The sequence below is a fragment of the Plesiomonas sp. genome, assembly GCF_051650925.1.
Taxonomy (GTDB): Bacteria; Pseudomonadota; Gammaproteobacteria; order Enterobacterales; family CAMTGL01; genus Plesiomonas.
This window is the reverse complement of record NZ_JBOFRH010000499.1, coordinates 1-1,222: the sequence shown is the minus strand read 5'-3', so window position 1 is coordinate 1,222 and position 1,222 is coordinate 1. Positions and strand designations below refer to the sequence as shown.

Genomic DNA, 1,222 nt, shown 5'->3' with positions numbered 1-1,222 from the left:
GTTATCTTGTAATTGTTGTTTTTAGAATAAATACACGCCAGTAAGCTGGTATGACCTGTTGTTTTTGCTAAAACGGCTTTTTTAAAGCGAATTATTCTGTATGAATATGCCTTGCGTGCATATGCGTAAAACGAAAGTGAAAGCCTTAAGATCTGATAAATGAACGTGAGGGGGAAATGCGCGCATTACATTCTATAAATGTGCGATTTAAAATTAATTGTTGAGGGTGTTATAATTAAAAAGAATATGCGCTTGGGTTATTGGTGGTGAAAATGAAATAAATATGCATTTCAGTCAGTTGTGTGAGCGTTATTTTTAATTCGAGCCGAGCATAAACGGGGATAAATATGTGATGCTATATAGTGCGTGCTACAAGACCCTCAATATCTAAACATCAATACCCAAGCAACCGAAGTATTCACGGTTAAACCTCAAACGCCTCGATATCAACATTTCTATTTTAAACGTTAAGTTTAAGACCGAAATTTCAAGCGCTTAACAACCGCCAACAGCGAATACTGCTACGTATTAGATACGTGTCGTATTCGCTGCTGTAGAAAAAGGGCTTGCGGTTGATGGTCTCAGAGGCCTTGCTCAATCACTGCATGTATAGCCGCAGTTAAACGGTGCACATCTTCTGTCGGCGACATATAGGGCGGCATCACATAGATTAAGCGTCCAAACGGACGGATCCACACCCCGAGGCGCACAAATTCGGCCTGTAACCGTGCCATGTTCACCGGTTGGCGCATCTCCACTACACCGATCGCGCCGAGCACTCGCACATCCGTAACTGCAGGATGTGTGCTTAACGGCTGCAAATCGGCCTTGAGTACCGCTTCGATACGCTGCACATCCGCTTGCCAGCTGCCGCTGGCCAGTAACGTCAGACTTGCCGATGCCACGGCGCAGGCGAGCGGGTTAGCCATAAAGGTTGGCCCGTGCATGAAACAACCGGCGCTACCACCGCTAATGGTATCAGCAATGTGCCGCGTGGTGAGGGTGGCGGAGAGCGTCATATAGCCACCGGTCAACGCTTTGCCTAAGCACAAAATATCGGGCGTGACCTCGGCATGTTCACAGGCAAAAAGCCGCCCGGTGCGACCAAATCCGGTCGCAATTTCGTCGGCAATCAGCAAGATACCAAATTCATCACATAGCTTACGTACTTCACGCAAGTATTGCGGGTGGTACATCCGCATCCCGCCAGCGCCTTGTACGA

General features: G+C 47.3%; 1 protein-coding gene. It reads right to left on the bottom strand.

The window, feature by feature from the left end; translation table 11 throughout:
* Positions 1–581: 581 nt before the first annotated feature.
* Positions 582–1,222, bottom strand: a 641-nt coding sequence (locus ACRC27_RS12005; protein ID WP_438639975.1) for an aminotransferase class III-fold pyridoxal phosphate-dependent enzyme, incomplete at its 5' end; no start/stop codon positions are given.